Source organism: Mycobacterium sp., assembly GCF_046330795.1.
Taxonomy (GTDB): domain Bacteria; phylum Actinomycetota; class Actinomycetes; order Mycobacteriales; family Mycobacteriaceae; genus Mycobacterium.
In genome coordinates this window covers 132599-157537 of sequence record NZ_JAXLSA010000003.1, presented here as the reverse complement: position 1 = coordinate 157537, position 24939 = coordinate 132599, and the positions used below count along the sequence as shown (strand labels likewise).

General features: G+C 68.1%; 19 protein-coding genes and 1 riboswitch. Of the genes, 12 read left to right on the top strand and 7 right to left on the bottom strand.

Going from position 1 to position 24939, the window contains the following annotated elements:
* Window positions 1-4 precede the first annotated feature (4 nt).
* The 6 genes from U0R18_RS12065 (at window position 5) to mnhG (ending at window position 6250) form a co-directional block, all read left to right on the top strand.
* Window positions 5-2881 carry a Na+/H+ antiporter subunit A gene (locus U0R18_RS12065; protein ID WP_526368577.1) on the top strand — a complete coding sequence of 959 codons (2877 nt, stop codon included), beginning with the start codon at window positions 5-7 and terminating at the stop codon, window positions 2879-2881.
* Window positions 2881-3354 carry a Na(+)/H(+) antiporter subunit C gene (locus U0R18_RS12060; RefSeq protein WP_526368574.1) on the top strand — a complete coding sequence of 158 codons (474 nt, stop codon included), beginning with the start codon at window positions 2881-2883 and terminating at the stop codon, window positions 3352-3354. Before U0R18_RS12065 ends, U0R18_RS12060 begins: the two co-directional genes overlap by 1 nt.
* Window positions 3354-4964 carry a Na+/H+ antiporter subunit D gene (locus U0R18_RS12055; RefSeq protein ID WP_526369487.1) on the top strand — a complete coding sequence of 537 codons (1611 nt, stop codon included), beginning with the start codon at window positions 3354-3356 and terminating at the stop codon, window positions 4962-4964. Before U0R18_RS12060 ends, U0R18_RS12055 begins: the two co-directional genes overlap by 1 nt.
* Window positions 4961-5524, top strand: coding sequence for a Na+/H+ antiporter subunit E (locus U0R18_RS12050; RefSeq protein WP_526368572.1), 564 nt, complete (start codon window positions 4961-4963; stop codon window positions 5522-5524). The genes U0R18_RS12055 and U0R18_RS12050 overlap by 4 nt, the downstream gene beginning before the upstream one ends.
* Window positions 5525-5642: 118 nt before the next feature.
* The gene (locus tag U0R18_RS12045) at window positions 5643-5918 is read left to right on the top strand and encodes a monovalent cation/H+ antiporter complex subunit F (protein WP_526368570.1); all 276 of its coding nucleotides are present in this window, start codon (window positions 5643-5645) and stop codon (window positions 5916-5918) included.
* Complete coding sequence (mnhG, locus tag U0R18_RS12040) at window positions 5918-6250, top strand: monovalent cation/H(+) antiporter subunit G (RefSeq protein WP_526368568.1); 333 nt, start codon at window positions 5918-5920, stop codon at window positions 6248-6250. Before U0R18_RS12045 ends, mnhG begins: the two co-directional genes overlap by 1 nt.
* A 6-nt stretch (window positions 6251-6256) precedes the next feature.
* Here the strand turns inward: mnhG and U0R18_RS12035 are convergent, their stop codons facing one another.
* Window positions 6257-7411: an aromatic ring-hydroxylating oxygenase subunit alpha gene (locus tag U0R18_RS12035; protein ID WP_526368566.1), complete on the bottom strand. Its 1155-nt coding sequence runs from the start codon at window positions 7409-7411 to the stop codon at window positions 6257-6259.
* A gap of 91 nt (window positions 7412-7502) precedes the next feature.
* Between U0R18_RS12035 and U0R18_RS12030 the strand changes: the two genes are divergently transcribed.
* The gene (locus tag U0R18_RS12030) at window positions 7503-8159 is read left to right on the top strand and encodes a TetR/AcrR family transcriptional regulator (RefSeq protein ID WP_526368564.1); all 657 of its coding nucleotides are present in this window, start codon (window positions 7503-7505) and stop codon (window positions 8157-8159) included.
* Here U0R18_RS12030 and U0R18_RS12025 read toward each other — a convergent pair.
* Window positions 8100-8732 (bottom strand): LON peptidase substrate-binding domain-containing protein, encoded by a 633-nt coding sequence (locus U0R18_RS12025; protein ID WP_526368562.1) that lies wholly within the window; start codon window positions 8730-8732, stop codon window positions 8100-8102. The two genes, U0R18_RS12030 and U0R18_RS12025, sit on opposite strands and share 60 nt — an antisense overlap.
* 157 nt (window positions 8733-8889) lie before the next feature.
* Between U0R18_RS12025 and U0R18_RS12020 the strand changes: the two genes are divergently transcribed.
* Complete coding sequence (locus tag U0R18_RS12020; RefSeq protein WP_526368560.1) at window positions 8890-16020, top strand: cadherin-like domain-containing protein; 7131 nt, start codon at window positions 8890-8892, stop codon at window positions 16018-16020.
* On the opposite strand, the gene U0R18_RS12015 is transcribed toward U0R18_RS12020, so the two are convergent.
* The 4 genes from U0R18_RS12015 to napA form a co-directional block, all read right to left on the bottom strand.
* Entirely contained in the window at window positions 16017-17153 is a 1137-nt protein-coding gene (locus U0R18_RS12015) for a glutamate--cysteine ligase (protein ID WP_526368558.1), read from the bottom strand. The two genes, U0R18_RS12020 and U0R18_RS12015, sit on opposite strands and share 4 nt — an antisense overlap.
* On the bottom strand, window positions 17131-17853 hold the full coding sequence (sodC, locus tag U0R18_RS12010) for a superoxide dismutase[Cu-Zn] (RefSeq protein WP_526368556.1): 723 nt from the start codon (window positions 17851-17853) through the stop codon (window positions 17131-17133). Before sodC ends, U0R18_RS12015 begins: the two co-directional genes overlap by 23 nt.
* 71 nt (window positions 17854-17924) lie before the next feature.
* Window positions 17925-18389 carry a LytR C-terminal domain-containing protein gene (locus U0R18_RS12005; RefSeq protein WP_526368554.1) on the bottom strand — a complete coding sequence of 155 codons (465 nt, stop codon included), beginning with the start codon at window positions 18387-18389 and terminating at the stop codon, window positions 17925-17927.
* Window positions 18390-18412: 23 nt separating this feature from the next.
* Window positions 18413-18721: a nucleoid-associated protein NapA gene (gene napA, locus U0R18_RS12000; protein ID WP_526368552.1), complete on the bottom strand. Its 309-nt coding sequence runs from the start codon at window positions 18719-18721 to the stop codon at window positions 18413-18415.
* Window positions 18722-18852: 131 nt separating this feature from the next.
* Here napA and U0R18_RS11995 point away from each other — a divergent pair, with 131 nt between their 5' ends.
* The 3 genes from U0R18_RS11995 (at window position 18853) to U0R18_RS11985 (ending at window position 21256) form a co-directional block, all read left to right on the top strand.
* Window positions 18853-19446 (top strand): peptide deformylase, encoded by a 594-nt coding sequence (locus U0R18_RS11995; RefSeq protein ID WP_526368550.1) that lies wholly within the window; start codon window positions 18853-18855, stop codon window positions 19444-19446.
* Window positions 19447-19543: 97 nt separating this feature from the next.
* The gene (locus tag U0R18_RS11990; RefSeq protein ID WP_526368547.1) at window positions 19544-20440 is read left to right on the top strand and encodes an N-acetylglutamate synthase, CG3035 family; all 897 of its coding nucleotides are present in this window, start codon (window positions 19544-19546) and stop codon (window positions 20438-20440) included.
* A 3-nt stretch (window positions 20441-20443) separates the two neighbouring features.
* A complete protein-coding gene (locus U0R18_RS11985) occupies window positions 20444-21256 on the top strand; it encodes an exodeoxyribonuclease III (protein ID WP_526368545.1) in 813 nt (270 codons plus the stop codon).
* Window positions 21257-21344: 88 nt separating this feature from the next.
* On the opposite strand, the gene U0R18_RS11980 is transcribed toward U0R18_RS11985, so the two are convergent.
* On the bottom strand, window positions 21345-23081 hold the full coding sequence (locus tag U0R18_RS11980; protein WP_526368543.1) for an MFS transporter: 1737 nt from the start codon (window positions 23079-23081) through the stop codon (window positions 21345-21347).
* A 164-nt stretch (window positions 23082-23245) separates the two neighbouring features.
* Window positions 23246-23356, top strand: a riboswitch (TPP riboswitch).
* Between U0R18_RS11980 and thiC the strand changes: the two genes are divergently transcribed.
* On the top strand, window positions 23348-24907 hold the full coding sequence (gene thiC, locus U0R18_RS11975; RefSeq protein WP_526368541.1) for a phosphomethylpyrimidine synthase ThiC: 1560 nt from the start codon (window positions 23348-23350) through the stop codon (window positions 24905-24907). Its footprint overlaps the riboswitch before it by 9 nt.
* The last annotated feature ends 32 nt before the right edge of the window (window positions 24908-24939 follow it).

The following is a 24939-nucleotide window of genomic DNA, read 5'->3' as shown; positions in this document are numbered from 1 at the left end:
ACCGATGCTCGCCGTCCTGATCGCCCACGCGATCGCCACCGCGGTGGCCCCGCTGCTGGTGCATCTGTGGGGGCGACGGGCGTTCTACCCCCTGGCACTGGTCCCCCTGGGATCGCTGTACTGGGTGGCCACCAATTGGCCGGCCGATCAATCCGATGCCCGCGTGTACCGGCTCGACTGGGTGCCGCAGCTGTCGATGGACATCGACCTGCGCTTCGACACCCTGGCCGCGATCATGAGCATCCTGGTTCTCGGCGTCGGCGCGCTGGTCCTGTTCTACTGCGCCGATTACTTCCACCACCACGACGGCCACACCGAGAAACGGCTGCCCAGCTTCGCCGCCGAAATGGTGGCGTTCTCCGGCGCCATGTTCGGCCTCGTCACCAGTGACAACATGCTGGTGCTCTACGTCTTCTGGGAACTGACGTCGGTGCTGTCCTTCCTGCTCGTCGGCCACTACGCCGAACGGGCCACCAGCCGCCGCGCCGCCACCCAGGCACTGATGGTCACCACGCTCGGCGGCCTGGCGATGCTGGTCGGCATCGTGATCCTGGGCCACTACAGCGGCACCTACCTGCTCTCCGAGCTGGTGGCGAAGGCCACCGAGCACGGAGTGGCGGGCACCGCGATCAACGTCGCACTGGTCCTCGTCCTCATCGGGGCGCTGTCCAAGTCGGCGATCGTGCCGATGCACTTCTGGCTGCCCGGCGCCATGGCGGCACCCACCCCCGTCAGCGCCTACCTGCACGCCGCCGCGATGGTCAAGGCCGGCGTGTACCTGGTGGCCCGGCTGACGCCGGGGTTCGCCGACGCGCCGCCGTGGCGGCCGATCGTCGTCGGGCTCGGGCTCCTGACCATGCTGCTGGCCGGCTGGCGCGCGGTCCGTGAGTACGACCTGAAGCTGATCCTGGCGTTCGGGACGGTCAGTCAGCTCGGCCTGATCACCGTGCTGGTCGGCTCGGGCGGCGGCGACCTGATGCTCGCGGGGCTGACCATGCTGTGCGCGCACGCGATGTTCAAGGCCGCCCTGTTCATGGTCGTCGGCATCGTCGACCACGCAACCGGCACCCGGGACATCCGCCGGCTGGCGTGGCTCGGCCACCGGATGCCGGCGCTGTTCGTGATCGCCGCCGGGGCAACCGCGAGCATGGCCGCCCTGCCGCCGTTCCTGGGCTTCGTGGCCAAGGAGGCCGATTTCGAGACACTGCTGCACAGCCCGTCGCTGGGGCCGTGGGCGCCATGGGTGCTCGCCGGGGTCGTGGCGGCGTCGGTGTTCACCACGATCTACAGCCTGCGATTCCTGTGGGGTGCCTTCGCGCGCAAGGGTTTACGTAGCCCGAGCGCACGCGTCGCGCAGCTGCACCGGCCGTCGATCAGCTTCCAGTTCGCCCCCGCGGTGCTGGCCGCGGCGGGCCTGTTCTTCGGCCTCGTGCCGAACCTGCTGGAGCGGCTGCTGGATCCGTACGCGGAGTCCCTGCCGGGCGGCGCGGATTACCACCTCGCGCTGTGGCACGGGCTCAACCTGCCGTTGTTCCTGTCGGCGGTCGTCCTGCTGGTCGGCACCGCGTCGTTCGTGGCCCGGGCCCGGCTACCGCGCGCGGGCGGCCGGTGGTTGCCGCTGGGTAACGCCGACCGGATCTACGACGCCACCCTGCGGGGCCTGGAGTTCGTCGCATTCAAGGTGACCGGTGTGACGCAGCGCGGTTCGCTGCCCGCCACGCAGTCGGCGATCCTGGTGACCCTGGTCGCATTGCCGGTGACGATGCTGGCGTTGGGAGCCAGGGACCGGCCCGAGCTGCGGCTGTGGGAGACCCCGCTGCAACCGGTGATCGCGCTGCTGATGGTCGGCGGGGCGCTGGGCGCCACCGTGATGCGTAACCGCCTGGCGGCGGTGCTGCTGGTGGGCGTCACCGGGTACGGCTGCGGGGCGATCTTCGCGCTGCACGGCGCGCCGGACCTGGCACTGACCCAGTTCCTGGTCGAGACACTGACATTGGTGTTCTTCGTGCTGGTGCTGCGGGTGCTGCCCGCCGAGGCCGACGCCGCGAACATGCGGCGGGCCCGGCTTCCCCGCGCCCTGCTGGCGGTCGCGGTGGGCATGAGCATCACCGGCCTGGCCGCGTTCGCGATGGCCGCCCGGAACACCACCCCGATCTCGAGCCTGCTGCCCGACGCGGCCTACCTGCGGGGTCATGGCGCCAACACCGTCAACGTCATCCTGGTGGACATCCGCGCCTGGGACACCCTCGGCGAGATCTCGGTACTGGTGGTGGCCGCCACCGGGGTGGCCTCCCTGGTGTTCCGGCACCGGCGCTTCGGTTCGGCGCCACGGATCCCGCAGGCCGGCAGACAACCGGAAACCACGTCGACCATGCCGTACAGCCCGGCCGTCGGTGACATCACCTGGCTGCGTGGCAGCGATTACCGCGATCCGCTCTACCGGTCCCTGGTGCTCGAGGTCGCCACCCGCGTCATCTTCCCGTTGATCATGGTGCTGTCCTTCTACTTCTTCTTCGCCGGACACAACACACCCGGCGGCGGTTTCGCGGGCGGGCTGACCGCCGGGCTGGCCCTGGTGTTGCGTTATCTCGCCGGCGGCCGTTACGAACTGGGCGAAACGCTGCCGCTGGACGCCGGCAAGATCCTGGGTGCGGGTCTGGGGCTGTCCGCGGCGACGGCGACCGCGTCGCTACTGCTCGGGGCGCCGGCGCTGTCGTCGGCGTTGATCGAGCTCGACGTGCCCGTCCTCGGGCACGTGAAGTTCGTGACGGCGCTGTTCTTCGACCTGGGCGTGTACCTCATCGTGGTCGGTCTGGTGCTCGACGTGCTGCGCAGCCTGGGCGCCCGCCTCGACGAAGAGATGATGGCGGGGCAGCGCTGATGACCGCCGACCTCACCGTGCCACTGGTTCCCCTGATCCTGATCGGGGCGCTGGTCAGTTGCGGGGTGTATCTGCTCCTGGAACGGAATCTGACCCGAATGTTGTTGGGCCTGTTGCTGATCGGCAACGGCATCAACCTGCTGATCCTCACCGTCGGCGGGCCGTCGGGCAATCCCCCGATCCGCGGGCGCACCGGCGTCGTCAACACCACCATCGCCGACCCGCTGGCCCAGGCGATGATCCTGACGGCGATCGTCATCACCATGGGCGTCGCCGCGTTCGTACTGGCGCTGACCTACCGCTCGTACCGGTTGAACACCGACGAGGAGGTCGACGACGACGTCGAGGACGCGCGGGTCGCCGAGGAGATTCCGGTGGAGGAACTCGACGCATCCGGGGACACGGGAACGCATCCCGACACCGACGAGCCCGACGAACTGGACGCCCTGCCCGGCCGGGAGGGGTCACGATGATGTCGGCGGTCGAACTCGGCCACGTGCTCACACCGCTGCCGGTGCTGGTGCCGCTGATCGGCGCCGCCCTGACGTTGATCGCGGGCCGCCGGCCGCGCCTGCAGCGATTCCTGACCCTGACCGCGCTGACCGCGGTGACCGTCGTGTGCGCGGTGCTGCTGTACCTGACCGACCGGCACGGCACGATCGCGCTCCAGGTCGGTGGCTGGGGACCCGACCGGCCCGGCTTCGGTCCGCTCGGCATAACCCTTGTGGTGGACCGCCTTTCGGCGCTGATGCTGGTGGTTTCCGCGGTGGTGCTGCTGGCGGTGGTGTTCTACGCCATCGGGCAGGGCATCCGCGACGGCGACGAACGCCAGCCGGTGTCGATCTTCCTGCCGACCTATCTGGTGCTGTCGGCCGGCGTGTGCAATGCGTTCCTGGCCGGCGATCTGTTCAATCTGTTCGTCGGCTTCGAGATCCTGTTGACGGCCAGCTTCGTGCTGCTGACGCTGGGCGCCAGCCAGGACCGGGTCCGGGCCGGCATCGCCTACGTCATGGTGTCGATGGTCTCGTCGCTGATCTTCCTGTTCGGCATCGCACTGGTCTACGCGACCACCGGATCGCTGAACATGGCCCAGATCGCGGTCCGGATCGACACCGTCAGCCCCGGCACCCGCACCGCGGTGTTCGCCGTCCTGCTGGTGGCGTTCGGTATCAAGGCCGCGGTGTTCCCGCTGTCGACGTGGCTGCCCGACTCCTATCCCACCGCGCCGGCGCCCGTCACCGCGGTGTTCGCCGGGCTTTTGACCAAGGTCGGCGTCTACGCGATTATCCGGGCCCATTCGCTGTTGTTCCCGGGCGGCGCGCTGGACAACGTGCTGATGGTCGCCGGGGTACTGACGATGATCATCGGCATCCTCGGCGCGATGGCCCAGAGCGACATCAAGCGACTGCTGTCGTTCACCCTGGTCAGCCATATCGGCTACATGGTGTTCGGGGTGGCGCTGTCGAGTCGGCTGGGAATGTCGGGCGCCATCTACTACGTCGCGCACCACATCATCGTGCAGACCACCCTGTTCCTGGTGGTCGGTCTCATCGAGCGGCAGGCCGGCGCATCGACGCTGCGCCGCCTCGGCGGCCTCGCGGGGGCCAGCCCGATCCTGGCGTTCGTCTTCGTGGTCCCGGCACTCAATCTCGGTGGCATTCCGCCGTTCTCGGGCTTCATCGGTAAGGTCGCCCTGCTCGAGGCCGGCGCGCAGAACGGCTCGGCGATGGCCTGGATCCTGGTCGCGGGATCGGTGATGACCAGCCTGCTGACGTTGTACGTCGTGACCCGGGTGTGGACCAAGGCGTTCTGGCGGGCCCGCGTCGACGCACCCGAGGGCGAGCTGTCCGCGGCGGCTCCGGTCGCGCTGCTCGAGGACGCCGGCGACATCGCCTTCGCCGACCGAGACGACGTCGGCCGGATGCCGGCGGGCATGCTCATCCCGACGTTCGGGCTGATCGCCGTCGGTCTTGCGCTGACGGTGGCCGCCGGGCCCATCTTCGCCTACAGCGAGCGGGCCGCCGCCGAAGTGCTCGACCGCGGCCAGTACATCGCCGCGGTGCTGGGCGGTGGTGCACCGTGACCCAACGGACGGGAACCCGCAACCGTCGCGCGTCCGCCCTGCGCATCTGGGTGCCGATCTGGCTCACCTTCGTGTGGATCCTGTTGTGGGGCAACATCTCCGCCGCGAATATTCTGAGCGGGTTGGCGGTCGCCCTGGTGATCACCTTCCTGTTGCCGTTGCCGCCGGTGCCGGTCGAGGGTCGCGTGCACCCGATTGCCCTGGCGCGCTTGGCAATCCTGGTGGGCTGGTATCTCCTGTGGTCCAGTTTCCAGGTGGCGTGGCTGGCCATCCGTCCCGGTCCGCCGCCGCTGACCGCGGTGCTGCGGACGCACCTGAACATCAAGTCCGATCTGGTGCTGGCGCTGGCGGTCAACATCATCAACCTGATCCCCGGGTCGATCGTGCTGGAGATCGACCAGGTGCGCCGGATGCTCTACGTGCACCAGCTCGATGTCGGCTCCGACCGCTCGGTCAAGCAGTTCTACCATCAGGTACACCAGGTCGAGCGGCGGCTGATCGCCGCGTTCGAGCGGGACGCCGACTGGCAACCGGCCGGAACGGAATCGGAACGGGGATGAGTACAACTCGGCGAGGGTGCACCCATATGCAATTCCATGGTCTGCAAATGCATATCGCTGCACACTCGCCCCAGATCAACGTGGCGAGTGGCCGTCCCGATGGCCGAAGGTGGCGACCATGAGCGGCGTCTGGATCGCGGCGAGCATCATGCTGGTCCTGGCCGCCGGCACCACGATGTTCCGGCTGCTGGCCGGCCCCAGCACCCTGGACCGCCTGGTGGCTCTCGACACCCTGATCGCAGTCACCATGTGCGGGGTGGGCACATGGGCGGCCTTCAGCCTGGACACCACCGTCACCTACAGCCTGGTGGCGCTCGCGCTGATCAGCTTCGTCGGATCGGTGAGCATCGCCCGATTCCGGGTCCGTGACATCGACCGGACCGGAGACGCGTGATGGAGTGGGCCGACATCGTCTGCGCCGTACTGATTCTCGGCGGCTCCGCGCTCGCGCTCACCGCGGCCATCGGCGTGGTCCGCTTTCCCGACACCCTGTCGCGCATGCACTCGGCGACCAAGCCACAGGTGCTCGGTCTGCTGTTGGTGCTCGCGGGCGCGGCCATCCGCCTGCGGGGACACCCCGACGTCGGAATGATCATCCTGACGGGCATGTTCACCATCATCACGGCGCCGGTGGTGGCCCAGCGGGTGGGCCAGCTGGCCTACCGCGAGCAGAACCTGCAGGATCAACTGGCCATCGACGAATTGCGCTCCCCGCCAACCGAATAGCACCACCTAGGCCAAGGCGACACCGAGCTCCTGGGCGAACACCTTGATCATGTGCTGGACCGCGATCTCGTTGCGCCCGATCAGCATGTGGTCGTGCTGGCCGCGGCGCACACCCTCGCCGCACTGGGGCAGCATCGCGAAGTCCTCGTCGCGCACGGCGGCGTGAACGCTGTCGAAGATCATCTGGTAGCCGGCCCGCATGTCGTCGTCGACGGCGGGCATCCGGGCCATCCAGCTGTGCCGGACCGTGCAGCGGGTCGGCTCCCCATCCGGGAGCATGTCGATGATCTCCACCCCCACCGGGCTGTTGGCCAGGATCAGGTTGGGATAGATCCAGTAGATGACGCCCATGTTGGCCAGCGGTTCCCGCGAGGCCGTCTCGTCGGTGGCGACGTTGGTGATCCAGTTGAACGGGAACCCGATGCGGTGATGCCGGCCGAACTCGTCATAGACCATCGTGTTGGCCAGGGTGTTCTGCCCGATCAGGCTCTCGCCGTGGACGAATGGGAAATGGTAGCCCTCGGCGAACGCCTCCAGGGCACCCTTCCAGGACACCTCCGAGCCGAATTCACGCTCACCGTGGTAGCCGTAGCTCTGGTAGTTCCACATGGCCAGTTCGGCACCGAAGTCGCCCAGGTGTGCGTCGAGGTCGATCGCCGCGCCGGCGGTCAGCACCGCCCAGATGAACCCGTGCCGTTCCTGCGACGGCAGTTCCACCAGGCCGTAGTCCCGGGTGTCCGTCGAATCGAACCCGGCCCGGCCGGGCATGGTCAACAGCTCACCGGTGTTCTTGTACGTCCACGCGTGGTACGGACACACGAAGCGGCTGGCGGTGCCGGATCCGCACGCCGGCATCGCGCCGCGGTGCCGGCAGTAGTTGAGGAACACGTGTGCAGCACCGCGACCGTCGCGGGTGATCAGCAGCGAGTCGCCGAGCACGGAGCGCACGACGTAGTCGTTCGTACCGGCCACCTGTGCCGACGGGAGGACCGCGAGGGGAACCCGGCGCAGGATCTGTGATTCCTCGATCTCGGTGATCTTCGGATCGCTGTAGTAGTGCAGCGGCACCTTCAGTTCACGCTCGGCCAGATCGGTCGTCCTGTCCAGCGCGTGGCGCAGGCCCCGCGCGGTCAGGGACTCGTCGTCACCGCGGACGGTCATGGTCGTCTCCTTCGTCGCCGCTACGCAGACCATACAATCAAAACGAACTGTATTGTCAAGATGGGATGCGGGGTTGTGCGACGATCGGCGCATGCGGCGCCATGGCTGGTCGGGTGACATCCCGGCCGACGACCAGGAAGCCGTCGCGCGGATCATCGCCGCGGCCCGCAGCGCCATCGACGCGCGGGGGACCGTCAGCGTCTCCGAGGTGGCGCAGGGCCTGGGCGTGACCCGGCAGACCGTCTACCGCTACTTCCCGACGCACGAAGCATTACTGGGCGCCACCGCCATGTCCGCGGTCGACGGCTTCCTCGATCGACTGGCCGCCCGACTCGGTCCGACCACCGAGCCCACCGAAGCGGTGGTCGAAGGCATCGCGTACACCTTCGAACAGCTCTCCCACGACCAATACCTGAGCCTGGTCCTGCAGCCGGGCAAGGCCAGCGCCTTCACCGCCGGCGTGACGTCCGACGACGCCATCGCATTCGGTCGATCGATCCTGCAGCGATTCGATGTCGACTGGGCCGCAGCGGGATTCGCCGGCGACACGCTCGACGAACTCGTCGAGATCATGCTGCGCATGCTGCAATCGCTGATCGTCGATCCCGGCCGGCCGGCCCGCAGCGGGGCCGCGCTGCGGCGGTTCCTACACGACTGGGTGGCGCCGGCGGTCGACGCGCACCGGGCTTCAGCCGTCGGACAACTGGAACCGCACCATGGCGGTGACGGTCTCGACCGCCTCACGTAACGCCGCCAGCCGTTGCGCCGGTCCGGGCGCCGCGAGCACCTCGTACTTGTCGGCCGGGCCGATCGGCACCCGGGCGGCCAACCCGTACAACCGGTCGCCGGCCTCGTCGGCCAGATCACCGAAGATCTCGTCGCGGGGACGCAACCGGATGTCGCGGGCCCCGGCGATCAGTTCGAGCAGCGCCCACGCGTCGTCCTCGAGTGCGCGGACGTCGGCCGCGGCGACGTCGCCGGGCTCATCGGGCCAGTCCAGCAGCAGGGCTCGCGGATACGGATCGTCCGGCAGCCACTCGATCACCCGAAAACGTTCCTGCACAATGCATTTCAGCTGGTATCGGCCAGCACCGTGACCGGCGAACTCCACGATGCGGGCCAGGGCGCCGACGTCGTGGCGCTGGTCGCCGCCTCCGACCTCACGACCGCGGGCGATCAGCACCACTCCGAACGCCGGATCCTCGGTGGCCAGACAGTCCTCGACCAGCGCTCCGTAGCGTGGTTCGAAGACCCGCAGGGGCAGCGCCTCACCGGGCAGGACAGCCGACTGCAGCGGGAACATCGGGGTGGGCGCGCTCATCACGGCCACGATAACGCACCAGGGTTCGCGAGCGGGGATTCCCCGACACGTGTGACCAGCACCAAGACCTGCGAAACCTATTCGCTGCGGTGGGTACCTCGTTGCCCCTAGGATGAGGTGGTTCTTGCGGGGTCGAACGTCGGGTCAGGGGTTGTTCATGGGTTCTGTCCGCATGCCGGAAACGTCGAAGTACGCCTGCTACATCGGCCGGATCGGCACGCTGGCCGCCGCGCTGGGCATCGGGTTCGCGGCGATCAGTGGTACCGCACCGGCGTCGGCCACCTCGGACACCGGCACCGCGTCCGCCGACAGCGCCGCGGACAAGGCCGACGCCAAGTCGGACCCTACGCAGTCGGACACCACCGAGTCGGACACCACCGAGACCGACCCCACGCCACCGAAGGCCGATCCGACCCAGTCGGAGGACCCGGCCGAGGACGCCGACGATCCGGATCCCACCGCCGACCCGGAACCGTCCGACCCGACCACGGCCGAGGACCCAAAGGAGCCGAGCGACGAGACCACCGGGTCCAGCCCGACCTCCGAGATACCCGAGCCGACAACGGAGGTGCCCGCACCGGCCCCCGTCACCCACACCCCGGAACCCGAACCTTCCACCACCGCGATTGCGGTGCACGACACCACCCCGCCGGCCGCGATGGCACCGGACCCCGAACCAGTGGTCCATCCCGCCGCCCGCATGCTGACGCTCAGCGCTACCGAGGATCCACCGGCCGCCGCACCGACGTCCGCGTCGAATGTGCCCACCGCCACGGTCGAGGTCACCACCGTGACGCCGGCGCAGGTCGTGACGCCGCCGTCGCCCATCCATACCTTCGTCGTCGCGGTCCTCGACTTCTTCGGCTACAACCCCGAGGCCACCCCCGATCCGGCCAACCCACCGAACCCGATCCTCGCGATGGTCTGGGCGGTGTACCGCCGCATCGAGTCGATGTTCGACAACGCCACTCCCACAGTCGGTTCCGCGACGGTGACGTCCACCAGCCTGACGGCCGACGGTCGCCTGATGGTGACCGGCGTCCTGGCCGCCGACGACGCCGACGGCGACGCCCTGCACTTCACCGCCGCGGGCGCCCAGCACGGCACCGTCACCGTGGCCGACGACGGCACCTTCACGTACGTCACGTCGCCCACCGGGTTCGCCGGCGCCGACTCGTTCACCATCTCGGTCGACGACGGCACCGCCCACCTGCACGGCCTGGCCGGCCTGTTCACCCCGGGCGGGCTGCACGCCCGGACCGCCACCATCAGCCTGTCCATCCCGAACACCGCCCCGCAGGTCACGCAAAGTTCGGGGCCACACAGCAACGCCGACGGCAGCGTGACCGGTTCGATGACCCTGGTCGACCCCGACGGCAATGCGCTGTCCTGGTCGGCCGACCCGAGCAGCCGGGGCACACTGACCGTCACCATCTCGTCCGTCGACGAGACCACCAGCCGGCTGGACTACAGCTATGTTCCCACCGCCGCGGCGCAGCACGACGCCGCCGGGACGGGCCCCACTACGGATTCGCTGACCATTGTCCTCACGGACGGACGTGGCGGCAGCATGTCCCTTCCCCTGACGGTCGATATCGCGCCGGCCAATGGAAACCCCAGCAGCACAGGCAATGTCGTCGTCGGCACGCCCGGCGTCGACGGGGTTGTCACCGGTGAACTCGGGATCTCCGATCCCGACAGCGACGCCCTGTCCGGCGAGAAGACCACCGGCAAGGGCACGTTGGTGGTGCATGCGGACGGCACCTTCACCTACACCCCGACCGCCGAAGCACGCGCGAACGCCGGCGAGCCGGGTGGGGATTCCGATGCCCTGACAGTGACGGTCACCGACGGCCACGGCGGCAGCATCGATGTCGTGGTGACGGTGCCCATCGCACCGCTCGCCGTCATCAATCACGCTCCGGTGATCGGAACCCCCGCCTACACCATCACCAGCGTCGACACCCTGACCGGCGCGGTGCACGGCCAGGTGCACGTGTCCGATGTGGATGCCTCGGATGGGTTGTCCTACAACGTTTCCGTGGGTGGCCATTACGGCAGTGTGGTGATGGGCGCCGACGGGTCGTTCATCTATCAGCCGTCGATGGCCTCGCGGTTGGCGCCCAATGCGGTCACCTCGGATTCGTTCACGATCGCGGTCTCCGATGGCATCAACCCGGCCGTGAGCGTGAATGTGGTCGCGGTCCCGGTCACCCACACCACCCTGACGATGGCCGGCACCTATGGCATTGTCGATGACAGCAACGGCCACGTGTTGGCGTTGAGTCCGGATGGCACAAGGCTTTTCGTCACCAATCCCAGCCACGGCTCGGTCAAGGTGATCAACGCCGATGCCGCCGACGCGGGACTGGGCACCATCATCGTCACCATCCCGATCGACAACTCGACCGCCCTGGTCGTTTCCCCGGACGGCAAGAAGCTCTACGTCGCCGGCCAGGGCAGCGCCACGGCCTACATCGCCACCGTCGACATCGACGAATCCAGCCCGACCGCCTACAGCGTCACGGCCACCACCGACGTCCCGCTACCCGGCTACCACGTCAGCGATCTGGCCATCGCCAACGACGGCACCCGCCTCTACGCCACCGCCTACACCATCACCGACTCGGTGGCCACCGGCCCCATCGCCACCGACGGCATCCTGCTCACCCTGCCCCTGACCGCCGGCTACATCCACGTCGCCTACCAGATCCCGGCCGGCACCATCGACGACCAATACGACGCCAGCTACTACGCCAGCCACCCCACCGCCGTGGCCGTCGGCCATGACGGCACCGTCTATGTCACCGACCCCAGCCGCGGCACCATCACTACCTACAACAGCCTGGGCATCCAACTGACCAGCATCAGCACCCAACTGCAACCGATCAGCGTGGCCATCGGCGCCGGCAGCGACGTCTGGGTCATCTCCAACACCAGCGGCCAACCCCTACTCGAACTGAACGCCACCAACACCGGCTACACCCAACTCGGGTACCTGGGCACCGGCGCCCGCGCCTCCGCGACCACCAGCGCCGACGGCACCCTGGCCCTCTTCAGCGACTACACGTGGGACGGCCTGGGCAACACCCCAATGTCGAACTACAACAACACCGTCCGCCTGGTCGACATCGACACCCCCAATGCCGGGGACCCCTACCGCAACGTCGGCGCCGCACTGCCCGTGATCACCCTGCCCACCACCGCCGATCAGCTCAACACCGCCATCCTCACCAGCACTTCCGGCACCATCTACCTGACCAGCAAGAACACCCTCACCATCCTCGTCCCGACACCGGTCACCATCCCCGCCGGACCGTACGCCCCGGCCCCCGGCTACACCTTGACCGGCACCGCGCCCACCACCGGCACCGTCACCGGACACCTCGACGTCACCGACCTGACCGGCGCCGAGGTCACCTACAACACCGCGTCCGGGCCCAGCACCGGCATCGTGACCCTGGATCCCAACAGCGGCGCATTCACCTACACGCCCACCGCCGAGGCCCGCACCGCCGCCGGCACCACCAACAATCCCGGCGGACCCACCAGCGACACGTTCACCATCACCGCCACCAGCGCCGGTGTCTCCGTCGACATCACTATCACCACCCCGATCTCTCCGACCGCGACCCCACCGGTCGTCGGCACCCCCGCCTACGGTCTCGGCACCGCCGACAGCACCACCGGAATCCAAACCGGCGCAGTACATGTCACCAGCGCCAGCCGCACGCTGACCTACGACATCAGCACCGCACCCCAATTCGGCGACCTCGCCATCAACCCCGACGGCACCTTCACCTACACGCCCCACCAGGACGCCCGCGACAACCTCGCCGCCGGCACCGGACCGGCCACCGACACCGTCACCCTCACCGTCAGCGACGGGCTCAACCCGCCGGTCACCATCACCGTCACCAACCTGACCATCACCCCGACCCCACCCACCGCGCCCAACCACGCCCCGGTGGTGGGCACACCGGCGTTCACGGTGTCGGGTGTCGACGCACTGACCGGTGCGATCCACGGTCAGCTCAACGTCACCGATGCCGACTCGGACACGTTGTCCTACAACGTGACTGCGGCACCCGGACGCGGCAGCGTCGTGGTCAACGCCGACGGCAGCTTCGTCTATACGCCGAGCATGGCGTCGCGACTGGTGGCCGCCGCCGGAACCTTGGACGGGTTCACCGTCAGTGTCAGCGACGGCACCGCGGCCCCGGTCACCGTCGCCGTCAACGGTCTGGTCATCACCAAGACCACCCTGGTGAACGCGGGCGATTTCGCCATCGTGAACGACACCGGGCACTGGCTCGCGGTCTCCGCCGACGGCAAGCGGCTCTACATCACCAACACCACCACCGGCTCGGTCAAGATCCTCAACGCCGATGTGACCGACCCCGGGCTCGGCACCATCATCGCCACGATCCCGATCCAGAATTCGACCGCGGTCACCGTGGCCCCCGACGGAAAGCACATCTACGTCGCGGCCACCAGCACCACCATGCCCGACTATCCCGGCCGAACCGCCACTTACATCGCCACCATCGACGTCGATGAGGGCAGCGGGACCTACGGCGCCATCGTCGGCACCCAGGTGTTCGCCATTGACTACATCATCACCTCGATGACCCAGAGTGCCGACGGGACAAGGCTTTATGCCGCCGGATACCGCCGGGTCGGCATCGCGAGTGTGTCGAACCAGAGCATCCCCACCACAGGACCCACCAACGGCGAGGTCTTCACCATCTCGGCCGCCAACACCGGCGCGGTCACTACCGCCACCCTGACCGCCAGCGGCTACGACACCCCCAGCTATCCCGCCTCGATCACCGTCGCCAACAACGGCACCGTCTGGGTCAGCGACCAGCTCACCCAGAAGGTCACCACCCTGAGCGTCAGCGGCGTGGTCATCGGCACCACCACCCTGCCCGGCAACGGCGGTGCCACTACCGTTCTGACCGGTCTGGACGACAACGTCTACGCGATCTCGCCCAGCATCAGCAACGGCATCTTCACACTGTCCACGCCCGGCGCCTACGTGCAGAGCGGCACCGCTGAATTCGTCGGCCGCTACGCCGCCAATCCCGTCGACCACACCCTGCTGTACGTCAAGTACCCCGACGGCCTGCACGTCATCGACCTCGACATCCACAACGGCAGCGACCCCGGCCGCATGCTCGGCGGCACCGTCGTCACCTTCGACATCGGGAACATGGGGCCCACCGTCGCCGCCCCCACCGGAGCCATCTACGTCATCACGGCCAACGACAAGCTGACCATCCTGGTGCCCGCGCTGATCGATGTCAGCGCCGGTCCGCATGCCGGATCGCCGGGATACACGCTGACCGGAACCGATACGGGCACCGGCAGGGTCACCGGCGGTGTCACCGCCTGGGATGCCACCGGCGCCACCGTCACCTACGAGCTGTCCGGCGACCCGTCCCACGGCTCGGTCACCCTGGACACCGCCACCGGTGCGTTCACCTACACCCCGAGCGCCGAGGCCCGCACGGCGGCCGGCACCACCAACACCACCACCGGACCCCAGAACGACACGTTCACGGTCACTGCCACCAGCGCCGGGATTGCCATCGACATCACCGTCACCGCGCCCATCTCCCCCACTGCGGCAGCACCGGTCATCGGCACCCCCGCCTTCAGTCTCGGCACCGCCGACACCACCACCGGAATCCAAACCGGCGCAGTACATGTCACCAGCGCCACCCGCACCCTGACCTACACCGTCACCACCAACCCCACCAACGGCGACCTCACCGTCAACCCCGACGGCACCTTCACCTACACCGCCCACCAGGACGCCCGCGACGCCCTGGCCGCCGGCACCGGAACCGCTGTCGACAACGCCGTCATCACCATCAGCGACGGACTGAACGCACCGGTGACCGTCACCGTCACCAACCTGACCATCACCCCCACCCCGCCAACCGCGCCCAACCACGCCCCCGTCGTCGGCTCGCCCGCTTACACCATCACCAACGTCGACGCACTGACCGGTGCGGTGCACGGCACCATCAATGTCACCGACCAGGACACCACAGATGTGCTGTCCTACAGCATCATTGGAAATCCATCGCGCGGCACTGTGGTCGTCGATACCGATGGCAGTTTCGTCTACACCCCCAGCGCGGCGTCCCGGCTGGTGCCGACCGCCGGCACCACCGACGCATTCACCGCCAGCGTGACCGACGGCACCAACCCCGCCGTCGAGGTCAACGTCACCGATATCAGCATCACCAAGACCACGCTCACCGACCTGGGCGACTTCGCGATCCCCACCGACACCGGCCATTGGCTCGCCGTATCACCGTATGGCACAAGGCTCTACGTCACGAACACGACGACAGGCTCGGTCAAGGTGATCAACGCCGACGTCACCGATCCCGGCCTGGGCACCATCATCGTCACCATCCCGGTCGACAACCCGACCGCCGTGGTGGTGGCTCCCGACGGTAAGCACATCTACGTGGCGGGCACATCCACCAATGTGCCCGGCTACAGCGGGATCAGCAACGCGTACATCGCGACCATCGATGTCGACGAATCCAGCGCGACCGCCTACGCCGTCGTGGGCATGAGCCCCGGCCTGGGCCCGAGCTACGAGATCGGCGCGCTGGCAATCAGTTCCGACGGCGCCTACGTGTACGCGGCGGCCGACAAGCGCACCGGTCCGAGCACCGCTACCGATGGCCGGTTTTACACCATCGCGACCGTCACCGGTTACATCTCCACCACGGCGCTGACGACATCCGGCGTATCCAGTCGGCCCACCTCGGTCACCGTCGCCGATGACGGCACGGTGTGGGTGACCGATCCGCTGACCCGCAAGGTCACCACCGTGTCGCGCAGCGGCGGTGCCATCGTGGCCACCACCACCTTCGGCACCAGCCCGATCTACGCCCTCACCGTGCTTCCGGCCACCGACAGTGGCGTGTGGGCGTTCTCCCCCAACACCGGGCAGAGCGTCATCCGCATCACCGCCGCGGGCACCTGGTACCAGCTCGGCTTGAACGACTTCTCATCCGGATACGCCACGGCCCCAGGCGATCACACCCTGCTCTACCTGTCCGACTCGGGCGAGCTGAAGATCATCGACGTCGACGTCCACAATGCCGGTGATCCGAACCGCAGCATCGGGACCGTGGTGGCGACGTACTCGTTGCCCGGCACCTTCACGCAGGCGGTCACCGCGCCGAACGGAGCGATCTACCTGCTCACCGGGAACAACCGCCTGACCATTTACGCGCCGCAGCCCGTGACGGTCTAGAGGACGAGCTCGCCCACCAGCGCGTCGACCACGGAACGCAGGTCGCCGTCGTGCTCCTCGGCCACCCGGCGCTGCCGTTGATATGACGCACCCAGGCGCGGGATGTCGGAGACCTGGGCCAGCTCGTCGAGGCAATTCAATGACCGCGCAACGGGTTCCATCCGGTTGAGCACATCGAGGAGATCGTCGGTGACCAGCCGCTCGTTGCTGTCGGCATCCAGGATGATCTCCGCATCCAGACCGTATCGCGCTGCGCGCCACTTGTTCTCCTGCACGTGCCAGGGTGGCATGGTGGGCAGCGACTCACCGGCTTCGAGTCGGCGGTCCAGGTCCACGATCAGGCAGTGGGTCAGCGCGACCAGAGCGGACAACTCCCGGATGTTCGAGACGCCGTCGAAGATGCGGACCTCGATGGTGCCCAGATGCGGAGAAGGCCTGATGTCCCAACGTACTTCGTTGATGTGGTCGATGATGCCGGTCTTCTTCTGGTCGTGCACGAAGCCCTCGAACTCCAACCAGGTCTGGAACTGGAACGGCAGTCCCGCGGTGGGCAGCTGCTGGAACATCATGGCTCGGTTGCTGGCGTACCCGGTGTCCTCACCCTCCCACCACGGCGACGACGCCGACAGCGCGAGCAGGTGCGGGTAGTAGTTCAGCATCGAGGTGATGATCGGCATCACCTTGTGCGCCGATGACACCCCGACGTGCACATGCACACCCCAGATCAGCATCTGGCGGCCCCACCACTGCGTGCGCTTGATCAGCTCGGCGTAACGGGGTGCGTCGGTCAGCTTGGCGGAGGACCACCTCGCGAACGGATGCGTGCCGGCGCAGAACAGTTCCATGCCGCGGTCCTCGACGACCTGCCGGACGGTCCGCAACGTGCCCGACAGGTCGTCCATCGCCTGCCCGCTGTTCTCACAGATCCCGGTGACGATCTCGATGGTGTTGCGCAGCAATTCCTTGTGCACGTGCGGATGTTCGCCCAGTTCGGCGATCACCGCGGGCGCCTCGTTGCTCAGGTCCCGGGTGACCGCGTCGACGAGAGCGAACTCCCATTCGACGCCGAGCGTCGACCGGTAGGAACCGGCGAAGTCGATATGGGCCGGGCTAGCCGCCGGTGATGACACCACACGCCACCCGCTTACCGGCGTCACCGGTGGCCATGGTGGTCTCGTCGGGACCCGGAGCGCCGTTGGCCTGCGTGTAACGGTCGCTCGGGATCTCCGCGAAGTTGTCGGCCTTCTCGTGGATGATGATCGCCGTCTTCTGGCCGGACGTCAGCTGATCCTCGGTGAAGGCATCGGTGGTGGTGACCATGGTGCCCGACCCGTCGGCCAGGACCTGCAGCGGCGGCAGCTGCCCGCTCATCTGGGCGCCGGTGCCGGTGTGTCCGGGAGCGTTGAAATGCGCACCGGCGGAGAGGAAGTCACCGGGGGCGCCACCGGAGGGAGCGACGGAGTTGGCCTCGCACTTGCCCACGGAGTGGATGTGCATGCCGTGGAAACCGGGCGTCAGCTTCCCCGGGCCCGCCGTCTTGACCGTGACGGTGGCGTAGGTGTCACTGAAGGCGAAGCTCGCCGTGGCGACCTCCTGGCCGGCCGCGTTGAGCATCGGGATCTCGAGCGCACCCTGCTCGGTCTCGACGGTGGCGTGTTCCTGCTCATGGCCCGTGGCGCCCGGTGTCGAGGGAGCCGGCGAACCGGTCCAGATCGGCGGATTGGTGCCCGGCGTCGTCGCGGGAACCTGTCCGGGCGGCGCGCACGCGCTGAGCAGCGCGACGGGCGCGGCGAACAGGACGGCGGCGGCAGTTTTCGCGAGCGGCGTGACCATGTCGAAAAGCCTAGAGGATGTCACGCGATCGGCTGTGGCCGACTATCCGATCCGCCGGGGACGATTCCGGCTCACCCGGTGACCAGGACGACGACGCCGGGCGGCTGCTCGGCGAGCTCGGGGATGCGCGGAGCCACCGGGGCGTTCAGCAGCTTGCCCACCGCGTCGGCGGACTGCTTCTCGCCCTCCGCCTCACCGAAGTACACCGTGGTGGCGGTGACGTCGGGCGGTGCGGCCAGGTTGCCGGTCTCGGCGACGGTCCAGCCGTCGTCCCGGAGCCGTCCGGCGGTGCGATCCGCGGCACCGGCCACTTCGGAGATGTTGAACACCCGGACCTCGGCGCGCGGCGCCGGCGCTTCGGAGGTGGTGGGCGCCGCACTGGTGGTCGCCGACGTGGTCGGCGAGCTGTCGGAACCGGCGTTGTCGTGGCCCACGGCCTGCAGGGCCACCAACAGGAAGACCACGCCGAGGAACAGCAGGACCATGACCATGGCGCGCAACGGCAGCCGGGAGGAGTGGGGAACACGATCGTTCATCGCGCTGAGCCTATCGGGCCGGGTCAGGTGACCTCAAAGCCGAGCCTGCGGGCGGCCTTGGCCTTCTGCCGGCTGGCGCGCTGCCGACGGAGCCGCTTGACCAGCATGGGGTCGGCGGCCAGGGCCTCCGGACGGTCGACGAGCGCGTTGAGCACCTGGTAGTAGCGGGTACCCGACATGCCGAAGAGCTCCTTGATGGCCTCTTCCTTGGCCCCGGCGTACTTCCACCACTGCCGCTCGAAGGCGAGGACGTCGTGCTCCCGCCGGGTCAACCCGTCGGCGCCCGCGGCGTCATCCTCCACCCGCTCGGCCCGTGCCATGGCGCCGTCCATATCTCTACTGGGCCCTTTCGCCGGCCTGTGCCAAACCAAATCGCTCGCGTCGTTCGGCGATATTCAACCACGTCGGCAACATCTGGGACGGCAGCCGAGTCCGCGCGTCGGCTCACTTAAACTTGCCGATCATGGCTGTCAGACCAATTGTGATCGTGGGAGATCCCGTCCTGCACGCGCCGACCGTGCCGGTGCCGGTCGGCGACGACGGTTCCCTGCCTGCCGACCTGGCCGAGTTGATCACCGACATGTACGAGACGATGGATGCCGCGCACGGTGTCGGCCTGGCGGCCAACCAGATCGGGGTTGCCTCGCGCGTGTTCGTCTACGACTGCGCGATGGAGCGCGGTTCCAGCGAGCGGCACCGCGGCGTGGTGGTCAACCCGGTGCTCGAGACCTCCGACGTCCCCGAGACGATGCCCGATCCCGACGACGACGACGAGGGCTGCCTGTCGGTGCCCGGCGAATCGTTCCCCACCGGCCGGGCCACCTGGGCGCGCGTCACCGGTCTGGACGCCGACGGCAATCCCGTCACCCTGGAGGGCACCGGCCTGTTCGCCCGGATGCTCCAGCACGAGACAGGGCACCTCGACGGTTTCCTCTATGTCGATCGGCTCATCGGCCGGCACGCTCGCGCCGCCAAGCGTGCGGTCAAGGCGAACGGCTGGGGCGTCCCCGGCCTGTCGTGGATGCCCGGCGACGTACCCGATCCGTTCGGGCACTGATGCCGCTGCGGAATTCAGCGCGAGCGTGCACCGATATGCAGAATCGGCGCACGCAAATGCATATGGCTGCACCTTCGCCGCCGAAGGAATCATTCCGGTGACCGCGCCGCTCGTCCTCGGCAGCCGCATCTCGCTGCGGTACCGCTCGGGCGCCGCCGAGCACACCGACGTCATCGGTCACCTCGAGGCCGTCGTTCCGTCGTGGCGGATCCGCACCAAGTCCGACGGCGTCGTCGACATCGACCCGGCGGACATCGTCAGCGCACGCGAGATCTCCTACAAGCCGGTGCGGACCTCCGAGATCCGCGCGTTGGAGCAGGCGGCCGCGCTGGCCTGGCCCGGGGTCGAACAGCAGTGGTTGGACGGCTGGCTGCTGCGGGCCGGCCACGGCGTCACCAGTCGCGCCAACTCGGCTGTGCCACTGGATGTTTCCGCCGACCTGCGTGCCCTGCCCGGGATCGTCGACTGGTACCGCGGCCGTGGGCTGGCGCCGTGGCTGGCGTTGCCGGAGCGACTGCTGGCCGTTCGCACGCCCGGGGTGAAACAGACCCGGGTGCTGGTGGCCGACGGATCGACCGGCGGCCCCGCCGGCGAGGTCACGCTCGCCGCGGTGCCCGACGCCGACTGGTTGGCGGTCCATCGACGTGACGTTCCGCCGGACGTGCTGTGCTCCGTCGTCGACGGCGACGTGGTCTTCGCCTCGGTGCGCGGTGTCGCGGTCGGCCGGGGCGCGGTCACCACCGCCCCGGACGGAACCCGCTGGCTGGGGATCGCCGCGGTGCGGGTCGCCCCGGAGTTCCGCCGGCAGGGGTATGCGCGCCGGGTGTGCGCCGCGCTGCGCGCCTGGGGTGCCGAACAGGGGGCGGCGCGGGTCTACGTGCAGGTGCTGTCCGACAACGACGGCGCGAACTCGCTCTACGCGTCGATGGGATTCCAGCTGCACCACCAGGGCCGGTACGTCGAAGCCGGTGAGTTGCTGCCGCATACGATCTAGGCCATGCGCCTGGCCACCTGGAACGTCAATTCGATTCGCACACGGGTGGACAGAGTCGTCGACTGGCTCGAGCGCGCCGACGTCGATGTCCTCGCGATGCAGGAGACCAAGTGCACCGACGACCAATTCCCGACGATGCCGTTCGCCGCGCTCGGCTACGAGGTCGCCCACGTCGGACTGAACCAGTGGAACGGCGTGGCGATCGCATCGCGGGTGGGGCTGGCCGACGTCGAGGTCGGGTTCGACGGACAGCCCACCTGGGCGGCCAAACCGGAGGACAAGGCCGCTGCGGAGGCCCGCGCGCTCGGTGCGACCTGCGGCGGGACGCGGGTGTGGAGCCTCTACATCCCCAACGGCCGCACCCTGGCCGATCCACACTATGCCTACAAGCTGGATTGGCTTGCCGCGCTGCGGGATACGGCCGCCGGCTGGCTGGCATCGGATCCGGATGCGCCCATTGCACTGGTGGGCGACTGGAACATCGCACCCGATGACGAGGATGTCTGGGACATGGCCAGCTTCGCCAACAGCACGCATGTGTCCGAGCCGGAGCGCGCCGCGTTCCGGGCGATCAACGACGCCGGGTTCGTCGACGTGGTGCGGTCTTTCACGCCCGGACCGGGTATCTACACGTACTGGGACTACACCCAGCTGGCGTTCCAGAAGCGGCGCGGCATGCGTATCGACTTCATCCTGGGGTCACCGGATCTGGCCGCGCGGGTGACCGGCGCCGAGATCGTCAAGGACGAGCGCCGGCCCAAGAAGGGCGCCACGGCTCCCAGCGATCACGCCCCGGTGCTGATCGAGTTGGGCTGAGCCCTCCCCCGCCGAGCGTGCGGGTCTGTACACGACACGCCGGTGCGGAACGTACAAATGCGGACGCTCGGCAACAGAGCAGCCCGCGTCAGGCGGCGTTGTCGGCGCCCGCTTCGGTCCCGTAGCGGCCCGGGTTGAACATCGAGGCCGCCGCACCGATCAGCATCATCACGGCCGCCGCACCGAACACCACCGTCAACCCCGAATGGAACGGGCCGGTGATGAGCTCGGGGAAGAACGTCTGACCCGTCAGCACGTCGGCGTTGACGCCGGGCTGATGCAGCGCCCCGGAGGGTTCGAGCAGCTGGGCGATCGGGTTGTAGCCCAGGAAGGCCGCGAACAGGCTGCCCACCGGCGGCAGGTTGGCCACGTCGTGCGCCACCGTGGGTGAAACACCTTGTGCCTGAAGGCCGTTGCTCATCGCCGTGGGCAAGGTGTTGGCCAGGCCGACGATCATCAACGAGAAGAAGATCCCGATCGAGAGCGAGTTCCCGCCGTTGAAGAACGTCGAGCGCACGCCGGAAGCCGCGCCCCGCTGATCGGCCGGGACGCTGGACATGATGGCCGCGGTGTTGGGCGCGGTGAAGATGCCGCCGCCCAGCCCGTTGAGGAACACCAGCACCGCGAACATCCAGTAGTCGAAGTTCACCGGAATCATCAGCAGCGCGACGAAGGTCACCGCCATCAGCAGCATCCCGCCGACGGTGAACGGCCGGGCCCCGTACTTGTCGGACAGTGAGCCCGCGATCGGACCGGCCACCAGGAAGCCGACCGTGGCGGGCAGCAGATAGATGCCGGCCCACAACGGGGTGGATTCGAAGCTGTACCCGTGCAGCGGCAACCAGATGCCCTGCAGCCAGATGATCAGCATGAACTGCAGGCCACCGCGGCCCATGGAAGACATGAGCCCGGCCAGGTTGCCCATCCCGAACGACTTCGACCTGAACAGCCGGATGTCGACCATCGGCTGCGCCACCCGCAGTTCGATCAAGCAGAACACCACCAGCAGCACCAGGCCCCCGGCGATCGCCCCGAGCACCGCGGGATTGGTCCATCCCGTGCTGTGGTCACCGTAGGGCTGGATGCCATAGGTGATTCCGACCAGCAGGGTCGTCAGGCCCAGACCGAAGGTCAGGGTGCCCGCCCAGTCCAGCCGGCCCGCGGTACGCACGCCGAGCTCGCGCAGCGAGCGGTAGCTCCAGATCGTCCCGAGGACACCGATCGGCACCCCGACCCAGAAGATGGCCTTCCAGTGCCATTCGGACAGCACGCCGCCGACGAGCAGGCCCAGGAACGATCCGGCGACGGCGGAAACCATGTTGGTGCCCAGCGCCATGCCGCGCTGGTTGGCGGGGAACGCGTCGGTCAGGATCGCCGAGGAGGACGCCATCAGCATGGCGCCGCCGATGCCCTGGATCACCCGCCAGGCAATCAGCCACACCGCCCCGCCGCCGAGGGCGAAGGGATCGAACGACAGCGCGATCGCGGCGACGGTGAAGACGATGAAGCCCAGGTTGTAGATGCGTACCCGGCCGAACATGTCGCCCAGGCGGCCGAACGGGACCACCAGAACCGCCGTGACCACGAGGTAGCCCATCAGCATCCACAGCAGGTAACCGACGTTGGCCGGCTCCAGCGGGTTCAGTCCGATCCCCCGGAAGATCGCCGGCAGCGAGATCAACACGATCGACGCGTTGATGCTGGCCATCAGGATGCCCAGGGTGGTGTTGGACAGAACCACCCACTTGTAGCGGGGGTGGTCGTGGTCCATCTTGACCCGGCGGCGGGCAGTGGCGGCTTCGGCGGCTTCGATCTCAGTCGTCATTCGTCATCCAGTCAGCATTCTCAGCAAGAAACTTATGTTAGCTATACAAATCAGCATCAGGCAATTCGTATTCCCCCTCGATCTGGTCAGCGCTCGGTGCGAGGTCCACTCGCACGATGCCGCACCAGACGCTGAACAGATCGGGTTCGTGGGCTAGGTTGGGACGCGTAAACCACGGGAGCGCGCACCGAGCGTGCTGAGAGGACGGCTGGGGCCGTCGACCGTATGAACCTGTCCGGGTAATGCCGGCGTAGGGAGTGATGGCAATGACTATTTCCGTGTCCGATGCAATGGGCCCGATCCGCGGCAGCACCAAGGTCTACCGCAACGGCGTGCCGTTTCGCCGGGTGCACCTGAGCAACGGCGAGCACCTCGACCTGTACGACACCTCCGGGCCCTACACCGACCCGGACGCCGGCATCGACCTGGCCATCGGGCTGCCCGGGCGCACCGTCACCCGCGACCGCGGCACCCAGCTGCAGCGGGCCCGGGCCGGCGAGATCACCGCCGAGATGACCTTCATCGCCGAACGTGAAGGTGTGCCAACGGAATTGGTGCGCGACGAGGTCGCCCGCGGCCGCGCCGTGATCCCGGCCAACCACAACCACCCCGAGGCAGAGCCGATGATCATCGGCAAGCGCTTCGCGGTGAAGGTCAATGCCAACATCGGCAACTCCGCGGTCAGCTCGTCGATCGAGGAGGAGGTGGACAAGATGGTGTGGGCCACCCGGTGGGGCGCCGACACGATCATGGACCTGTCGACCGGCCGCGACATCCACCGGACCCGGGAATGGATCCTGCGCAACTCACCGGTGCCGGTCGGGACGGTGCCGATGTACCAGGCGCTGGAGAAGGTCGGCGGCGAACCGACGGCGCTGACGTGGGAGTGCTACCGCGACACCGTGATCGAACAGTGCGAGCAGGGCGTCGACTACATGACCGTGCACGCCGGGGTGCTGCTGCGCCACATCCCACTGACCGTCGACCGGGTTACCGGCATCGTCTCGCGGGGCGGGTCGATCATGGCCGCCTGGTGCCTGGCGCACCACCGGGAATCCTTCCTGTACACCAACTTCGAGGAACTCTGCGAGATCCTGGCCCGCTATGACGTCACGTTCTCCCTCGGCGACGGCCTGCGCCCCGGCAGCATCGCCGACGCCAACGACGAGGCCCAGTTCGCCGAACTGCGGACGCTCGGGGAGCTGACGAAGGTCGCCAAGGGCCACGGTGTGCAGGTGATGATCGAGGGACCGGGACACGTGCCGATGCACAAGATCGTCGAGAACGTCCGCCTCGAGGAGGAGTGGTGCGACGAGGCCCCGTTCTACACGCTGGGCCCGCTGGCCACCGACATCGCACCGGCCTACGACCACATCACCTCGGCCATCGGCGCGGCGATCATCGCGCAGGCCGGCACGGCGATGCTGTGCTACGTGACGCCCAAGGAACACCTGGGCCTGCCCAACCGCAAGGACGTGAAGGACGGGATGATCGCGTACAAGATCGCCGCGCATGCCGCCGACCTGGCCAAGGGGCATCCGGGTGCCCAGCTGCGCGACGACGCCCTGTCGCGGGCCCGCTTCGAGTTCCGCTGGGAGGATCAGTTCAACCTCTCGCTGGACCCCGACACCGCCCGCGAGTTCCATGACGAGACGCTGCCCGCCGCGCCCGCCAAGACCGCGCACTTCTGCTCGATGTGCGGTCCGAAGTTCTGCTCCATGCGCATCACCGGCGACATCAGGGAGGCCATCCGGGCCGGGATGGCAGAGAAATCTGCCGAGTTCGCCGAACACGGCAACCGCGTCTATCTACCGTTGACGTCGTGACCGAGCCTCGTTACCTCCCCCTGGCCCAGCCG